Raw genomic sequence first — 12,809 nt, forward strand, 5'->3', positions numbered from 1 at the left:
GGTGGTGGCTTCGAGCGTCGCGACGACCGTGCTCCGCGTCGTGACGACAACCGTGGCGGCGGCTCCGGTGGCGGTTTCCGACGCGACGACAACCGCGGCGGCCGGCCGGCCGGTGGTGGCTTCGAGCGTCGTGATGACCGTGCTCCGCGTCGTGACGACAACCGTGGCGGCGGCTCCGGCGGCGGCGGTTTCCGTCGTGACGACCGAGGCCCGCGCCGGGACGACGACCGTCCCAGCAGCTTCCGTCGTGATGACCGGGCTCCGCGTCGTGATGATGACCGTGGTGGATACCGCGGTGGCCAGCAGCGTGATGACCGTGGTGGCCGTCCCAGCGGTGGTGGCTTCGAGCGTCGCGACGACCGTGCCCCGCGTCGTGATGACAACCGTGGCGGCGGCTCCGGCGGCGGCTTCCGACGCGACGACAGCCGTGGTGGCGGCTCCGGTGGCGGCGGCTTCCGACGCGACGACAGCCGTGGTGGCGGCTCCGGTGGCGGCGGCTTCCGACGCGACGACAACCGCGGCGGCGGCTCCGGTGGCGGCGGCTTCCGACGCGACGACCGAGGCCCGCGCCGGGACGACGACCGTCCCAGCAGCTTCCGTCGTGATGACCGTGCTCCGCGTCGTGATGATGACCGTGGTGGATACCGCGGTGGCCAGCAGCGTGATGACCGTGGTGGCCGTCCCAGCGGTGGTGGTTTCGAGCGTCGTGACGACAGCCGTGGCGGTGACCGCGACCGTGCGCCGCGTCGTGACAACGACCGGCGCGACGACCGTGGCGGATTCCGCGGCCGCGACGACCGTGGTGGCTACCAGGGCCGCGACGACCGGGACCGTGAGCCCATCAAGAGGCTGCCGATCCCGGACGACGTCACGGGTCACGAGATCGACAAGGACGTCCGCCAGGAGCTGATGAGCCTGCCGAAGACCCTTGCCGAGGACGTCGCGCGGAACCTCGTCATGGTCGCCCGTCTGATCGACGAGGACCCTGATCAGGCTTACGCGTACTCCCGTATCGCCCTGAGGCTGGCGTCGCGCGTCGCCGCGGTGCGCGAGGCCGCCGGGTTCGCGGCGTACGCGACGCAGAAGTACTCCGAGGCTCTGGCGGAGTTCCGGGCGTCCCGTCGGATGACCGGGTCCGTCGAGCTCTGGCCCGTCATGGCCGACTGCGAGCGTGGACTCGGACGTCCCGAGCGTGCCATGGCCATGGCCGGCGAGCCCGAGGTGCAGAAGCTGGACAAGGCCGGACAGGTCGAGATGCGCCTGGTCGCCGCCGGAGCCCGCAGGGACATGGGGCAGATCGACGCCGCCATCGTCACGCTGCAGGGTCCCGAGCTCGCTTCCCACGCCGTCCACTCGTGGACGCCGCGCCTGCGTTACGCCTACGCCGACGCACTTCTGGAGGCCGGCCGCGAGGACGAGGCCCGTGAGTGGTTCGGGAAGGCCCTGGAGGCCGACAAGGACGGTGCGACCGACGCGTCCGACCGGCTGGCCGAACTCGACGGTGTGGACTTCGTCGACGCGCTCGGCGATGACGACGAGCAGCCCGCCCCGACGGCCGCCGCCGACGCGACGGCCGAAGCCGACGACGTGGACGGCTCGGACGGCGACGGCCGGGACGCCGACGACGACGATGACGATGACGACGACGTGGACGGACCCACGAAGGCCTGACCGCCGCTGAATCACGGAATACGGAAAGGGCGGCACCCTCCGAGGGTGCCGCCCTTTCCGCGTTCCCGGATGTCCGTCGAAGCCGGTCCGACCGAACCGGACCACCGACCACCGATCCCCTGAGCCTGCCCCCGGTCTCAGCCGGTGCCGAGACTCCGCAGGACCAGACCCGTGGCCGGTTTCGGTCCGAACGAGGTCGACTTCCGGGGCATCGTGACGCCCTGCCTGGCGAGATCGCGTACGACGTCCTCGCCCACCGGATGCATCAGCACCGCGGTGGCGCCGTGCCGTTCCGCCTGTTCGACCGCCGCCGCCGTGTCGTGGATGTAGGCGATGTGCTCCGGGGCGTCGGGGATCCGCCACACGTCGTCGAGGAGCGTGGAGTGCAGCACGGTAGCGTCGAGCGCGCGCCAGGCCGCCGGGCGGTCGGTGCGGACCGTGCGTGCCAGCAGTTGCTCGTCCGGCCGGTCGATCAGGTGGAAACGGCCGTCGCCCGCTAGGAGGAAGGCGTTGCCCTCCGCGGCGGCCTTGGCGAGGACGTCGAGTGCACGCGGCAGCGGGACATCGACGGGGCGTACGCGGAAGCGGCCGTCCAGGCCGCGGAGGGCGTCGGCGACGGGCAGGCGGTGCAGCAGCCGGTGGATGGCGCGGACCCGCAGCGGATAACGGGTGGTGTCGACGAGCAGGACGAGGCCGAAGTCCCAGGGGCCGGGGGAGGACTGTTCCTCCTGGAGCCGGAGGTAGGTGGCCCAGCGATGGTGGCCGTCGGCGATCAGGGCCTGGCGGTGGGACAGGTCGGACTCGATCTCCGCCTGCTCCGCAGGATCGGTGAGGGCCCAGAGGCGGTGGCTGAAACCGTCCTCGGTCGTCGTGGTGAGGAGCGGGAGCCGCTTCACCACGCGCTCGATCACGGCCGTAGCTCCGTTCGGCCCGCCGTCACCCGCATAGCTGAGGAGCAGGGGTTCGAGGTGGGCGGCAGCGGTGCGCATCAGATCCGCGCGATCCTCCACCACGTCGGCCATGACGTCCTCGTGCGGCAGTACGACACCCTCCGGCGCGGGGGAGAGCGCGAGGGCCCCGATGACACCGCGTTGCAGGACCTCGCCGGCACGCTGCTCGTACACGTAGAGCGCGGGCACCGGGTCCGGGGCGAGGACGCCCTCCGCCAGCCAGCGCTTCAGGGTGTCGGCGGCCTGCCGGTGCCGATCGACGGCCGTTCCGGCCTGCGGAAGGATCAGCCGCACGATGTTGTGCGGGTCCGCGGACTCCAGGTGGTGAAGACCGTCGGGCCGGACGACGACGTCGTACGGGGGCGAGGTCACCGCCGCCAGGCTGCCGACCCGTTCGGGTACGTAGCGCAGCCCGCGAAAGGGAATCAGCCGCAGTCCCTGGCCGGCGGCGGGCCCGGATGTGTTCATCCGAGCATGGTAAGTGCGCTCCTGTGATGGGCGATGATCGGGGGAGAGGCATGGAAAGAGGAGCACAGGCATATGAGTCAGCAGCACAGGTCCCGGCCCCTCGGGAGCAGCGTCGCGCTGAGCGAGGCGTACGACACGGCCCTGCTCGACCTCGACGGGGTGGTGTACGCCGGCGGACACGCCATCGTCCACGCCGTCGAGTCGCTGGGCACCGCACGCGCGGGCGGCATGCACCTGGCGTACGTGACGAACAACGCGCTGCGGACACCGGACGCGGTCGCGGAGCACCTGACGGAGCTCGGGGTGCCGGCCGAACCCGCTGACGTGATCACGTCGGCGCAGGCGGTGGCCCGGCTGATGGCCGATCAGCTGCCCTCCGGGGCCAGGGTCCTCGTGGTCGGCGGCGAAGGGCTGCGGGTCGCGTTGCGCGAGCGTGGCCTGGTACCGGTGGAGTCGGCCGACGACGATCCGGTGGCCGTGGCGCAGGGGTTCGGCGGTCCCGATCTCGCGTGGGGCCGGTTCGCCGAGGCGGCGTACGCGATCTCACGCGGGGCCGAGTGGTTCGCGTCCAACACGGACCTGACGATTCCGGGGGCCCGCGGGATCGCTCCGGGCAACGGAGCGGCGGTGGAGGTCGTGCGGATCGCGACCGGTGCCGAGCCGCAGGTCGCGGGCAAGCCGCTGCCGCCGATGCACCGCGAGACCGTGCTGCGGACCGGGGCGGAGCGGCCGCTGGTGGTAGGGGACCGGCTGGACACGGACATCGAGGGGGCGTTCAACGGCGGCGTGGACTCGCTGCTCGTCCTCACCGGGGTGACCGACGCGGCGCAGCTGATCGCGGCCGGCCCCGAGCACCGCCCGACCTATGTGGACAGGGACCTGCGGGGGCTGCTCACCGGTCAGCCCGAAGTGTCCGAGGAGGACGGCCGGTTCCGTTGCGGAGGCTGGACGGCCGAGGTGCGCGCGGACGCACTCGTGCTGGACGGCGAGGGCGACGGGATCGACGGGCTGAGGGCGCTGTGCGCGGCGGCGTGGACCCACGCGGGGGACGGCTCATGTGCGCTGGACGCGGACAAGGCCGTGACCGGTCTCGCCCTGTAGAGCGGGAAACCGAGCGGCGCGGGGCGGGGCGGGACCCCCTTGTCCCAGGGGATACAGGGCATTGATCCAATGACAGGATAGGCTAACCTAACCGGGTGTTGGTAGAGAGTCCCCCAGAATCGAATCCCGGTCACCCGGCCGCGCCGGACACGGGCCGACGCGCCGGACGCCACGCGGTACGGGCCGCGGGTCTGCTGGTCTCCGCGGCCGTGCTGGTGCTGGTGTGCCTCGCGAGTATCGCGATCGGTGCGAAGGCCCTGCCGCTCTCCGAGGTGTGGCACGGTCTGTTCCACTACTCGGGCACCGGCGGCGACGTACTCGTACGGGACGTGCGGGTCCCCCGCACCGTCCTGGGGCTGATCGTCGGAGCGGCCCTGGGACTGGCCGGCGCGGTGATGCAGGCGCTGACCCGCAACCCGCTCGCCGAGCCCGGCCTGCTGGGCGTCAACGCGGGCGCCGCGGCGGCCGTCGTCTCGGCCATCAGCTTCCTCGGCGTCACCTCGCTGACCGGGTACGTCTGGTTCGCGTTCGGCGGCGCCGCGATCGTGTCCGTGGCCGTCTATCTGCTCGGCGGCAGCCGGTCCGCGAACCCCGTACGGCTGGCGCTCGCCGGCACGGCGGTCACCGCGGCGCTCTTCGGCTACGTCAACGCCGTGCAGCTGCTCGACGCGGCCGCGCTGGACCGGCTGAGGTTTTGGACCGTCGGCTCCCTGGCCTCCGCCAACACGGAGACCGTCGGCAAGGTGTGGCCGTTCATCGCGCTCGGCGTGCTTCTGTCCCTGCTCATCGCCCGGCCGCTCAACGCGCTGGAGATGGGCGACGACACGGCCAGGGCGCTCGGCGCGCACCTGACCCGTACCCGCGTCCTCGCGATGGTGGCCGTCACCCTGCTGTGCGGGGCGGCGACCGCAGCCTGCGGGCCGATCGTCTTCATCGGGCTGATGATCCCGCACTTGGTCCGCACCATCACGGGCCCGGACATGCGGTGGATTTTGCCCTACGCGGCCGTGCTCGCGCCCGTGCTGCTGCTCGGCGCCGACGTGGCGGGCAGGGTCGTCGCACGCCCCTCGGAGCTGCAGGTGGGCATCGTCACCGCGCTGCTGGGCGGGCCCGTCTTCATCCATCTCGTACGCCGCAAGAGGATGGCCCAGCTGTGAAGGCTGCGCAGGACACCACGAAGACGATCCACGCCGTGCGGACGGACGGCGGGCTCTCGTTCCGCGTGGACGCGCGGGCGTTCGTCGTGATCGCGCTGCTCGTCACGGCGGCGCTCTTCGCCGCCGTGGTACTGATCGGGAGCGGTGACTACGCCATGTCACCCGGTCAGGTGGTCAGCACCCTGTTCGGCGGCGGAACCTTCCAGCAGGAGTTCATCGTCACCGAACTGCGGCTGCCCAGGGTCCTGGTCGGACTGCTCGTCGGCGCCGCGCTCGGTGTCGGAGGCGCCGTCTTCCAGAGCGTGTCCCGCAACCCGCTCGGAAGCCCCGACGTCCTGGGCTTCGGCCAGGGCTCCGCGGTCGGCGCCCTCATCGTGATCGTGCTCTTCCACGGTGGGCCCACCGAGGTCGCGGCGGGTGCCGTCGTCGGCGGCCTGCTCACGGGCGCCGCCGTCTATCTGCTGGCCTGGAAACGCGGGGTACACGGCTACCGGCTCGTCCTCGTCGGCATCGGGGCCGCCGCGATGCTCACCGCCGCCACCCACTACCTGATCACCAAGGCCGACCTCGTCGACGCCACCCGCGCCGTGGTCTGGATGACCGGCTCGCTGGACGGCAGGGACTGGGCCCAGGTCTGGCCGCTGCTCGCGGTCTGCTGCGTCCTGATCCCCCTGGTCCTCGGCCACGGGCGGGCGCTGCGCATGATCGAGATGGGTGACGACGCCGCCCACGCCCTGGGCGTACGGGTGGAACGCACCCGGCTCGTCCTCCTGAGCTGCGCGGTGCTGCTCGTCGCCGTCGCGACCGCCGCCGCCGGGCCCATCGTCTTCGTCTCGCTCAGCGCCCCGCAGGTCGCCCGCCGTCTCACCCGCGCCTCCGGCCCCAACCTGGCGGCCGCGGCGGCCACGGGGGCGGCCCTGCTGCTGGTCGCCGACTGGACCGCCATGAACGTCTTCGGGGACCGTCAGCTCCCCGTCGGCGTCGTCACCGGCGTACTCGGCGGCTGCTACCTGCTGTGGCTGCTCGTGTCCGAACGCAGGGCGGGACGCATATGAAGCAGAGCGCACCGGACACCTCGCAGCCCACACCCACAGACCTCGGGAGTACGACCATGCAGCGCCTCACCGCGGACTCGGTGACCCTCGGCTACGACCAGCGGATCATCGCCGAGAACCTCTCGGTCGAGATACCCGACAACTCCTTCACGGTCGTCGTCGGCCCCAACGCCTGCGGCAAGTCGACCCTGCTCCGCGCCCTCTCCCGGATGCTGAAGCCGAACGCCGGAGACGTCCTCCTGGACGGGCGGTCCATCCACCGGATGCCCGCCAAGACGGTCGCCAGGACGCTGGGCCTGCTGCCGCAGTCCTCCATCGCCCCGGACGGGATCACCGTCGCCGACCTCGTATCGCGCGGCCGCTACCCCCACCAGGGGCTGCTCCGCCAGTGGTCGCCCGAGGACGAGCGGATCGTCGAGGAGTCCATGGAGTCGACCGGCGTCGGTGAGCTCGCCGACCGCTACGTCGACGAGCTGTCCGGCGGCCAGCGCCAGCGGGTCTGGATCGCCATGGCCCTCGCCCAGGAGACACCGCTGCTGCTGCTCGACGAGCCGACGACGTATCTCGACATCCAGCACCAGATCGACGTACTCGACCTCTGCGCCGAACTGCACGAGACGCGGGGCCGCACGCTCGTCGCCGTCCTGCACGACCTCAATCACGCAGCCCGGTACGCCACCCACCTGATCGCCATGCGCGGGGGCACGGTCGTCGCCGAGGGCGCGCCCGGCGACATCGTCACCGCACAGCTCGTGGAAGAGGTCTTCGGGATGCCGTGCCAGGTCATCGACGACCCCGAGACGGGGACACCGCTGGTGGTGCCGGCAGCCCGCAGCAAGCGCGCCCAGGCCTCCGTCCGGGGCCTGTCCGGGCTCAGAGCAGGGACCTGAGCTTCAGCAGATCGCGGAAGCCCGCCTCCAGCCGTACCCGGCCCGACCCCCAGGCCTTCGCGAAGTTCAGCTCGCCGCCGACCATGGCCACCAGATCGTCCCCGGTCATCGCGAGCCGGATCTCGGCCTTCTCGCGGGGCGGCCCGTCGTGCGTGTCCAGCACCTTGATACGGCCGTCCGCCAGCCGTCCGGTGAACGTCGCGTCGAGGTCCCTGATGTGGCAGCTCAACGAGCGGTCGAGATCGGCGGCACGGCGTACGTCGCCGCCGGCCCCCGCCAGATTGTCGGAAAGTGTGTCGAGTGCGCTGCGGCACTCCGCCATGGTCGCCATCGTCACCGACGGTACACCGGCGCTTCGGGGTAGCGTTCCCGCATGAGCGACTGGATGCCGGGGCCGGACACGGCACAGCGGGGTGAGGCGGGCGAAGCGGCCGCGCCGGCGCCCGCCGTACCTCCCGCGCCCTCCTTCGACCCCGCCCCGCCCGCGCCCCTCGGTGTGGCACGCACGACCACCGGGCACGCCGGTGTGGACGCGCGGCTGCAGCGGCTGGCCGACGCGGACCACCTCGCCGCCGACGGCCACACCGAGGTGTACGAGGATGTACACCGCGGGCTGCGCGACGAGCTGACCGCGCTGGACGCCCGGCCCGCACCCGCACCGACGCCCGCGCACGACAACAGGAGCTGAACGAGAAGTGGCAGGAGTGGCACGTCGCCGCCTCGACGCCGAGCTGGTACGCCGCAAGCTCGCCCGCTCGCGCGAGCACGCGAGCCAGCTGATCGCCGCGGGGCGGGTGACCGTCGGCGGGAACACCGCGACCAAGCCCGCCACCCAGGTCGAGACCAGCGCCGCCGTCGTCGTCGTCAAGGACGACAGCGACCCCGAGTACGTCTCGCGCGGCGGGCACAAACTCGCGGGCGCCCTCGCCTCCTTCGTGCCCCTCGGGCTGAAGATCGAGGGCCGACGGGCCCTGGACGCGGGCGCCTCGACCGGTGGCTTCACCGACGTGCTGCTGCGGGCCGGCGCGGGCCATGTCGTCGCCGTGGACGTCGGCTACGGGCAGCTCGCCTGGTCCCTGCAGTCCGATGAGCGCGTCACCGTCAAGGACCGTACCAACGTACGGGAGCTGACGGTGGAGCAGATCGACGGTCGGACGGTGGACCTGGTGGTGGGCGACCTGTCGTTCATCCCGCTCGGCCTGGTGCTGCCCGCCCTCGCGCGCTGCGCCGCCGTCGACGCCGACCTGGTGCTCATGGTCAAGCCTCAGTTCGAGGTGGGCAAGGAGCGCCTCGGCAGCGGCGGTGTGGTCCGCAGCCCCGAACTGCGGGCCGAAGCGGTACGGGAGGTGGCGCGCCGGGCCGGGCTGCTGGGCCTCGGCGTCCAGGGTGTCACGGCGAGCCCGCTGCCGGGCCCGTCGGGAAACGTCGAGTATTTTCTGTGGTTGCGGGCCGGCGCACCTGAGCTGGATCCCGCGGATGTCGACCGTGCAGTGGCGGAGGGGCCCCGTTGACGACGCATACGGCACAACCAGGGAACGCGGAACGCACCGTCTTCCTGCTCGCGCACACCGGCCGCCCGGCCGCGATCCGCAGCGCCGAGCTCGTCGTCCAGGGCCTGCTGAAAAGCGGCCTGGGCGTCCGGGTGCTGGCCGTGGAGGCAGCGGACCTGCCGCTGCCGCCGTCCGTCGAGACGGTCACCGACGCGACGCCCGCGGCCGTGGACGGTTGCGAGCTGCTGATCGTGCTCGGCGGGGACGGGACGCTGCTGCGCGGCGCCGAGATCTCCCGCGCGTCGGGCGTACCGATGCTCGGCGTCAACCTCGGACGGGTGGGCTTCCTCGCGGAGGCGGAGCGTGACGACCTGGACCGGGTCGTCGACCGGGTCGTCACCCGCGCCTACCAGGTCGAGGAGCGCATGACGCTCGACGTCCTCGTACACAGCAACGGCGACGTCGTGCACACGGACTGGGCGCTCAACGAGGCCGCGGTCCAGAAGGTCTCGCCCGAGCGGATGCTCGAGGTCGTCCTGGAGATCGACGGCCGCCCCGTGACCGGCTTCGGCTGCGACGGGATCGTCTGCGCCACCCCGACCGGATCCACCGCGTACGCCTTCTCGGCGGGCGGCCCCGTCGTCTGGCCGGAGGTCGAGGCGCTGCTCATGGTGCCGATCAGCGCACACGCGCTGTTCGCGAAGCCGCTGGTGACCTCTCCCGACTCGGTGCTGGCCGTGGAGGTCCAGCCGCACACCCCGCACGGAGTGCTGTGGTGCGACGGGCGCCGGAACGTCGAGCTGCCCGCTGGAGCCAGGGTGGAGGTGCGGCGCGGAGCGGTGCCCGTACGGCTGGCACGACTGCACCAGGCGTCGTTCACCGACCGTCTGGTGGCCAAGTTCGCGCTGCCCGTACAGGGCTGGCGGGGCGCTCCGCACTGATTCCCCGGACCGCTGCTCACACCCGCGTGGGTGAACCGGTCACCGGGGTCCGTCGCGCGGCGGGCGCCGGACCTCGTAAGGTCATGTCCGTGTTGGAGGAGATGCGGATACGGTCGCTCGGAGTCATCGACGACGCGGTGGTGGAGCTGTCACCCGGTTTCACCGCGGTGACGGGTGAGACCGGCGCGGGCAAGACCATGGTCGTCACGAGCCTCGGGCTGCTGCTCGGCGGGCGCGCCGACCCCGCCCTGGTGCGGGTCGGTGCCAAGGCCGCGGTCGTCGAGGGGCGGATCACGGTGTCCCGGGGCGACGCGGCGGCGGTGCGCGCCGAGGAGGCCGGGGGCGAGATCGAGGACGGGGCGCTGCTCATCAGCCGTACCGTCTCGGCCGAGGGGCGCTCCCGCGCGCATCTCGGGGGGAGATCGGTGCCCGTGGGAGTGCTCGCCGAGCTCGCCGACGAACTCGTCGCCGTGCACGGCCAGACCGACCAGCAGGGACTGCTCAAGCCCGCACGGCAGCGTCAGGCCCTCGACCGGTACGCCGGCGGCGGTGTGGAGGGCCCGCACACCAAGTACGCGGCGGCCTACCGGCGGCTGCGCGCGGTCGTCACGGAGCTCGACGAGCTGACCACCCGGGCCAGGGAGCGCGCCCAGGAGGCGGACCTGCTGCGCTTCGGCCTCGACGAGGTCGCCGCCGTGGACCCGCTGCCGGGCGAGGACACCGAACTCGCCGCGGAGGCCGAGCGGCTCGGGCACGCCGAGGCGCTCGCCTCCGCCGCGGCCCTCGCACACACGGCGCTCGCGGGCGACCCGGAGGACCAGGAGGGCGTGGACGCCACCACGGTGGTCGCCGCCGCCGGACGGTCCCTGGATGCCGTGCGGGCACACGACCCGGCGCTGGCCACGCTCGCCGACCGGATCGGTGAGATCTCGATCCTGCTCGCCGACGTCGCCGGGGAACTCGCCGGATACGCCGACCAGCTGGACGCCGACCCGCTGCGGCTCGCCGCCGTGGAGGAGCGGCGGGCCGCGCTCACCGCGCTCACCCGCAAGTACGGCGAGGACATCACCGCCGTGCTCGCCTGGGCCGGGGACGGCGCCTCCCGGCTGACGGAGCTGGAGGGGGACGACGACCGCATCGGCGAACTGACGGCGGAACGCGACGCGCTGCGCGCCGAGCTCTCGGTCCTCGGCCAGGAGCTGACCGACGCGCGGACGGAGGCGGCGGCGCGCTTCGCGGCGGCCGTCACCCAGGAGCTGGCGTCGCTCGCGATGCCGCACGCCCGGGTCTCCTTCGCCATCGGGCAGACCGAGGCGCCGGACGAGGCGTCCGGCATCGACATCGGGGGCCGGAGCGTGGTCTACGGGCCGTCCGGCGCCGACGAGGTGGAGCTCCTCCTGGCGCCGCACCCCGGTGCCCAGCCCAGGCCGATCGCCAAGGGCGCCTCGGGCGGTGAGCTGTCCCGGGTGATGCTCGCCGTCGAAGTGGTCTTCGCGGGCTCCGACCCCGTGCCGACATACCTCTTCGACGAGGTCGACGCCGGTGTCGGCGGCAAGGCGGCCGTCGAGGTCGGCCGGCGGCTGGCGAAGCTCGCCAGGTCCGCGCAGGTCGTCGTGGTCACCCACCTGCCGCAGGTGGCGGCCTTCGCCGACCGGCAGCTGCTGGTCGAGAAGACCGTCGACGGATCCGTGACCAGGAGCGGCGTCACGGTCCTGGAGGGCGAGGACCGGGTGCGCGAACTCTCCCGGATGCTCGCCGGGCAGGAGGACTCGGAGACCGCCCGGGCCCACGCCGAGGAGCTGCTGGAGGCCGCGCGCGCCGACGGATAGCGGCCGCTGGCGTCAGTTTCGCGCCGCCCGTCTCACTCGTACGGGTGGGGCGGGCCGTCCCGCTGTCGGTGCGAGGACGGGAACAACGTTTCGTCAGTCCCGGAACAGGCGTACGGACTGGCATCCTTGGCGCTGTACATACCGCCGACTCGGGAGCCCCGGGAGCCAATCAACGTGTCACAGCTGCGTACGGTCCAAGTCCTGGGCGGCGGAGCCGGAAGCAGCGCCCGTGTCAGCTCGCTCGCCGCAGGTCTGGTCGCCAGAGGCGTGCAGGTCACCGTCTGCGCCCCGGCGGGTTCCTGCCGCGCCCACGGCCTGCCCGCGACGGGTGCCCGCTTCGTCGCGGTGCCCCGGCGCAGCGACCCCGCGGCCGTCGCGGCCCTGCGTACCGCCTGCACCGGGGCCGACATCGTCCACGCCCACGGGCTGCACGCCGCCGTACGGGCGGGCATCGCGCTCAGCGGGCGGGGCATTCCGCTGGTCGTCACCTGGCACACCCGCGCCCACGCCGGCGGCGCCCGCGGCCGGTTCCTGCGTCTGCTGGAGCGGCGGGCCGCCCGTGCGGCCGCGGTGGTGCTGGGAACCTCCTGGGAGCTGGTCGACCGGGCCCGCCGCCGGGGTGCCCGGGACGCCCGGCTCGCACCGGCCGCGATTCCCGCGGGGCGCTTCCCCGGCGCACCCGACGACGGCAAGGCGCGCGCCGAACTGGGAGCCGTCGGAAGGCCGTTGCTGGTGTCGGTGGCTCAGCACGGTCACGACGCGCTGCTGGACGCGGCGCGTCAGTGGGGCACGCTCGACCCGGTGCCGCTGCTGGCCGTCGTGGGGGAGGGGCCCCGGTCCGGTGACCTGCGGCGCCGGATCGCGGAGGAGGGCCTGCCCGTCGTCCTCGCCGGCGGTCCGGACGACATCGGTGACCTCCTCGCCGCTGCCGACATCGCCGTACTGTCCGGCTGCGGGGAGGGCGGGCCGCTGTTGGCCCGGGAGGCCCTCCGCCTCGGTGTCCCGCTGGTCGCCGCCCGCGCCGACGGGCTCCCCGAACTCGCGGGCGACGCGGCCGAGTTCGTTCCGTACGGGGACGCCGATGCGCTGGCCGGCGCCGTCGTACGGCTCCTCGGCGACCCCGGGCGGCGGGAGCGGCTGGCGGACTCCGGGCGCGCACAGGCCGCGAGCTGGCCCACCGAGGACGAGACGATCGCCCACGTGCTGTCCGTCTACGACGAGTTGGCGCAGCCCCTGGCGGCCGGCCGGACGTGAGTC

12 protein-coding genes and 1 pseudogene are annotated in these 12,809 nt (G+C 73.1%); 10 read left to right on the top strand and 3 right to left on the bottom strand.

Going from position 1 to position 12,809, the window contains the following annotated elements:
- Positions 1-879, bottom strand: a pseudogene (locus JOC24_RS34060) (hypothetical protein); the annotation flags it as partial.
- A 30-nt stretch (positions 880-909) separates the two neighbouring features.
- Between JOC24_RS34060 and JOC24_RS27035 the strand changes: the two are divergent.
- Entirely contained in the window at positions 910-1,671 is a 762-nt protein-coding gene (locus tag JOC24_RS27035) for a tetratricopeptide repeat protein (RefSeq protein ID WP_205023018.1), read from the top strand.
- A gap of 137 nt (positions 1,672-1,808) precedes the next feature.
- On the opposite strand, the gene JOC24_RS27040 is transcribed toward JOC24_RS27035, so the two are convergent.
- Entirely contained in the window at positions 1,809-3,089 is a 1,281-nt protein-coding gene (locus tag JOC24_RS27040; protein ID WP_205023019.1) for a DUF1015 family protein, read from the bottom strand.
- Between the two features lie 72 nt (positions 3,090-3,161).
- Between JOC24_RS27040 and JOC24_RS27045 the strand changes: the two genes are divergently transcribed.
- The 4 genes from JOC24_RS27045 (at position 3,162) to JOC24_RS27060 (ending at position 7,292) form a co-directional block, all read left to right on the top strand.
- Positions 3,162-4,190, top strand: a complete 1,029-nt coding sequence (locus JOC24_RS27045; protein ID WP_205023020.1) for an HAD hydrolase-like protein — start codon at positions 3,162-3,164, stop codon at positions 4,188-4,190.
- A gap of 95 nt (positions 4,191-4,285) precedes the next feature.
- On the top strand, positions 4,286-5,347 hold the full coding sequence (locus JOC24_RS27050) for a FecCD family ABC transporter permease (RefSeq protein WP_374104529.1): 1,062 nt from the start codon (positions 4,286-4,288) through the stop codon (positions 5,345-5,347).
- Positions 5,344-6,402, top strand: coding sequence for a FecCD family ABC transporter permease (locus JOC24_RS27055; RefSeq protein WP_205023021.1), 1,059 nt, complete (start codon positions 5,344-5,346; stop codon positions 6,400-6,402). The genes JOC24_RS27050 and JOC24_RS27055 overlap by 4 nt, the downstream gene beginning before the upstream one ends.
- A 56-nt stretch (positions 6,403-6,458) precedes the next feature.
- Positions 6,459-7,292, top strand: a complete 834-nt coding sequence (locus JOC24_RS27060) for an ABC transporter ATP-binding protein (RefSeq protein WP_205023022.1) — start codon at positions 6,459-6,461, stop codon at positions 7,290-7,292.
- Here the strand turns inward: JOC24_RS27060 and JOC24_RS27065 are convergent.
- On the bottom strand, positions 7,276-7,623 hold the full coding sequence (locus JOC24_RS27065; protein ID WP_205023023.1) for an SCP2 sterol-binding domain-containing protein: 348 nt from the start codon (positions 7,621-7,623) through the stop codon (positions 7,276-7,278). The two genes, JOC24_RS27060 and JOC24_RS27065, sit on opposite strands and share 17 nt — an antisense overlap.
- A gap of 42 nt (positions 7,624-7,665) precedes the next feature.
- Between JOC24_RS27065 and JOC24_RS27070 the strand changes: the two genes are divergently transcribed.
- The 5 genes from JOC24_RS27070 to JOC24_RS27090 all read left to right on the top strand — a co-directional run bounded on the left by JOC24_RS27070 (position 7,666) and on the right by JOC24_RS27090 (position 12,806).
- Positions 7,666-7,980: a hypothetical protein gene (locus JOC24_RS27070; protein ID WP_205023024.1), complete on the top strand. Its 315-nt coding sequence runs from the start codon at positions 7,666-7,668 to the stop codon at positions 7,978-7,980.
- A gap of 7 nt (positions 7,981-7,987) precedes the next feature.
- Positions 7,988-8,803 carry a TlyA family RNA methyltransferase gene (locus JOC24_RS27075; RefSeq protein ID WP_205023025.1) on the top strand — a complete coding sequence of 272 codons (816 nt, stop codon included), beginning with the start codon at positions 7,988-7,990 and terminating at the stop codon, positions 8,801-8,803.
- Positions 8,800-9,723, top strand: a complete 924-nt coding sequence (locus JOC24_RS27080) for an NAD kinase (RefSeq protein ID WP_205023026.1) — start codon at positions 8,800-8,802, stop codon at positions 9,721-9,723. The genes JOC24_RS27075 and JOC24_RS27080 overlap by 4 nt, the downstream gene beginning before the upstream one ends.
- A gap of 83 nt (positions 9,724-9,806) precedes the next feature.
- On the top strand, positions 9,807-11,552 hold the full coding sequence (recN, locus tag JOC24_RS27085) for a DNA repair protein RecN (RefSeq protein WP_205023027.1): 1,746 nt from the start codon (positions 9,807-9,809) through the stop codon (positions 11,550-11,552).
- 174 nt (positions 11,553-11,726) lie between these two features.
- Entirely contained in the window at positions 11,727-12,806 is a 1,080-nt protein-coding gene (locus JOC24_RS27090) for a glycosyltransferase family 4 protein (protein WP_205023028.1), read from the top strand.
- Positions 12,807-12,809 lie beyond the last annotated feature (3 nt).

The organism is Streptomyces sp. HB132 (assembly GCF_016909575.1).
In the GTDB taxonomy this organism is placed as follows: Bacteria; Actinomycetota; Actinomycetes; order Streptomycetales; family Streptomycetaceae; genus Streptomyces.

Excerpts from the sequence above, each read along its gene's own strand:
- JOC24_RS27035 (WP_205023018.1), top strand. The coding sequence starts at position 910 with ATGAGCCTGCCGAAGACCCTTGCCGAGGACGTCGCGCGGAACCTCGTC.
- JOC24_RS27040 (WP_205023019.1), bottom strand. The coding sequence starts at position 3,089 with ATGAACACATCCGGGCCCGCCGCCGGCCAGGGACTGCGGCTGATTCCC.
- JOC24_RS27045 (WP_205023020.1), top strand. The coding sequence starts at position 3,162 with ATGAGTCAGCAGCACAGGTCCCGGCCCCTCGGGAGCAGCGTCGCGCTG.
- JOC24_RS27060 (WP_205023022.1), top strand. The coding sequence starts at position 6,459 with ATGCAGCGCCTCACCGCGGACTCGGTGACCCTCGGCTACGACCAGCGG.
- JOC24_RS27065 (WP_205023023.1), bottom strand. The coding sequence starts at position 7,623 with ATGGCGACCATGGCGGAGTGCCGCAGCGCACTCGACACACTTTCCGAC.
- JOC24_RS27070 (WP_205023024.1), top strand. The coding sequence starts at position 7,666 with ATGAGCGACTGGATGCCGGGGCCGGACACGGCACAGCGGGGTGAGGCG.
- recN (WP_205023027.1), top strand. The coding sequence starts at position 9,807 with ATGTCCGTGTTGGAGGAGATGCGGATACGGTCGCTCGGAGTCATCGAC.